This window comes from Streptomyces sp. NPDC051172, from assembly GCF_040682555.1.
Taxonomy (GTDB): domain Bacteria; phylum Actinomycetota; class Actinomycetes; order Streptomycetales; family Streptomycetaceae; genus Streptomyces.
Map to the genome: position 1 here is coordinate 1 of NZ_JBFBBE010000262.1, position 3,320 is coordinate 3,320.

At 66.0% G+C, this 3,320-nt stretch carries 1 protein-coding gene; it reads right to left on the minus strand.

All coding sequences use genetic code 11. The features are described 5' to 3' along the window. Positions 1–260 precede the first annotated feature (260 nt). On the minus strand, positions 261–2,564 hold the full coding sequence (locus AB0N07_RS50070) for a beta-L-arabinofuranosidase domain-containing protein (RefSeq protein WP_365847550.1): 2,304 nt from the start codon (positions 2,562–2,564) through the stop codon (positions 261–263). Between the last annotated feature and the right edge of the window lie 756 nt (positions 2,565–3,320).

Here is a 3,320-nt window from a genome sequence, read left to right on the forward strand (position 1 = left end):
TCTACCAGCGGTCCCGTTCGTCATTCACCGCAGGGCCAGCACGCCCACCCGCGCCTGGACAGCGCCCCAGCCAGCCTTAACTTCCCGGCCTTGGGCCAAAAGGCCTAAAAACACCTAAATCATGATATGCCTCGAATGGAAGCCGCTTGTGGCAGGTCCGCGAGGCACCGCCACAAGCGTTGTCTGGTACGACGAACGATGGTCGAAGGGGCTGAGAATAAATGGGGGAGAACGACCGAGCCATCCTTACGCGACGGACGCTAGTTCAGCACGATGCGCCAGCGGTTGTCGGCGGTGCCGTCGTCCGCGTCCTGGACCGCGAACGCGCCGACGGCGGTGGAGTTGCCCGCGATGGCGAGCAGCTTGCCGCTGTTCACGTTACGGATCTTGTAGGTCCCGTCTCCCTGGTCGAGCAGGGTCCATTTGTGGTCGGCGGTGCCGTTGTCCGACCACTGCAGGACGGTCGCGCCGTCTGCCGTGTCCATGTTCAGGACGCCGAGCACCTTGCCGCTGTTGGCGTTGCGGAAGCGGACCGCGTTTCCGTCGGTGATCATTTCCCAGTTGTGGTCGGCGGTGCCGCTGTCCGTCCATTGCAGAGCGCGGCCGCCATTGGACGTGGACATGTTCTGGATGCCCAGCAGGAGACCGCTGCTCGCGTTGGCGAGACGGACGGTATTGCCGGTGGTGTTCCAGTAGACGGTGTAGTTGAAGCCGTGCGCGTCGTGGAACGGACCCAGGTTGACGGTGGAGCCGCCCGCGGTGGCGGTGAAGGCGAGCGAACTGCTGCTGGTCCGTTTGACCGAGGACGTGGTCAGCGCAGGGAGGGAGCTGAGCGCGGTGTCGCCGTAGTTGCCGGCCAGGACCACCGGGCCGTAGGTGATCGCGGCGACGTTCGCGTTGTCGTTGGCCGGTCGGATGCCGAGCCGCATGGGCAGGCGGACGGTGACGGTGTCGCCGGAGGTCCACGAGCGGTTCAGGGTGGCGTAACTGCCGGGCGTGGTGGTGATGGTTTGCGCGACGCCGTTGACGCTGACGGTGGCCCCGGTGGTCCAGCTCGGTATACGGATGCGCATCGCCCACGTTCCGCTGACGTTGCCGGTGACCTGCACGGTCGTGGTGTCGCTGGTGGGGTATGTCGTGGTCTGGGTGACGGTGATGCCGCGCTCCGTCCAGTTGAGCACCGAGGGCACGAACATGTTCACGGTCAGCGTGGTGTCGTTGTGGAAGTAAATGGAGTCCATCAGCCTGGTGTGCATCTCCAGGCCGGTGCCCTGGCAGCACCAGAAGGTGCCGTAGTCGGTGCTCCAGGTGCCGCCGCCCAGCGCCGGGCCCACACCGCGCCGGCCTCCCGGCTTGAGCGGGGTGAAGTAGGTGACGTGGCCGTGGTCGTCGGCCGGGTTCTGCTGGCCGATGATCTGGTTCAGCCACGCCCGCTCGTAGTAGTCGAACAGTGCGACCCGGTTCGGGTCGAGCGTGAACAGCTCCCGGGTGAGGGTGAGCATGTTGATGGTGTTGCAGCTTTCGCACGTGTCGTTGGTCAGGTAGCCGGCGATGGCGTTCGGGGCGCGGAAGTGCTCCGCCTGGCTGTTGCCGCCGATGGCGTAGGTGTGCGCGTTGACGGTGATGTTCCAGGCGTTGGTGGCGATGTCGCGGTAGCGGGTGGTGCCGGTGGCCTTGTACTCCCGGGCGGCCCCGATCCACTTGGGTACCTGGGTGTTGGCGTGAATTCCGTTGAGCTGGTCCTGGTTGGCCGCCAGCGGGTCGAACACCGCGGCGTGGTCGAAGCGTTGGGCGACGGTGAGCCACCGCGCGTCGCCTGTCTGCTGGTAGAGATCGGTCAGCACGGTGTTCATGCCGCCGAACTCGACGCGCAGCATGGTCTGCATCTGCTGGGTGGTCAGCCGGCCGGTGCGCCAGTCGACCCATCCGGCCAGGGCGAGGAGCACGTCCCGGGCCTGTGTGCTGCCGATGTGGCGCCATACGTCCAGCAGGCCGGCGAGGGTCTTGTGGATCGTGTAGTACAGCACCTCGCCACTGGTTCCCTGCTCGAGAGCAGTGAAGTTGGACTCGGGGTAGCCGGAGAGGTACCCGGGGTTGAAGCCGGCAGCGCTGTTGTTGGCCTGGCACTTGGCCAGTTCCGCGACCATGTAGGTGGCCTTGTCCCGGCAGGTGGTGTCCCCGGTCACGGCGTACGACTGTGCCCATGCCGTGAGGAAGTGTCCCTGGATGTGGGTGCGGAAGCCGAAGTTCGGCGCGTCCCAGCCGCCGTTGGCGGTCGCACCGTTGGTGGACAGCCGGTGGTTGGCGCGGAAGTTGTACAGCAACCGGTCGACATCGATGAACCGCAGGTAGTTCTGGGTGCGGTTCTGGTTGTCCAGCCACCGGCTTGCGGTGAGCCGGACCTGGCCGAGTTCGAAGGGGTGCGTCAGGACCCCGATGTCGGTCCTCGCGGGGGCGATGGCCGCTTGGGCGGGAGACGCGCCGAGGAAGGATCCGGTGGCAGAGGCGGCCACGGTGGCCCCGGTCAGTTGCAGGAGGCGACGTCTGCTGACGGAGGGAGACATCTTGAGCCTTTCGATACGGCAGGGCGACTGCTTGGACTTGTGATGTGCCGGCTCACACGTCCGACGGTCGGGCGTGGCGCGTCGCGGGCCTGTCTGCTGCCGACGCGGCGCCCTACGGCCGACAGGCCGACGACACCTTCCTCACGTGGTTCGACTTTTCAAACGTAGTTCGAAATATGGAACGTGAATCTTCGCTGACACATGGGATGGATTAACGGACATGGACGTTGCTTATGTCCAGCCGTGTGAACACAAAATTTCTTACCGGCTGCCGGGTCGTTTCGTAGTTCTGCGGCCACGTGCTGCGGGGGCGCAGTCCCACGCCCCGGCACACGAGGGCCAGTGGACGGGCCGTGCAGCCGCTCTGCGCATGCGAGTTGGCAGTCAGCTTCGCGTACCCGGCGGTGCAGGGCGCGGCGCCGGCCTTCATCTTGGCGGCCATGCGGGCGAGGTCGGCGCCCGGTGTGGAGGAGGCCGGGGTGCGCGAAGGGTCCGCCCGCGGCCACCGAGGGGGTGGCGACGCCGGCGAGACCGACGGCTGCGGCGCCCGTGGCCTTGAGCATGGTGCGCCGACTGATCTGTCGTGTCGCGTGCATGTACAGGAGACGGGGGGGACGGCAAGGCAATAACAGAAACCGGGTGGACGTTGCGCAGGTGATTGCCCAATGCCGCGAAGTTAAGGATTCGCAGTCGGTGTCAACTGGGGCCGGGCATATAGGTGGAGCCTCTGCTGTTCAGCGGATCGACCAAGATCTT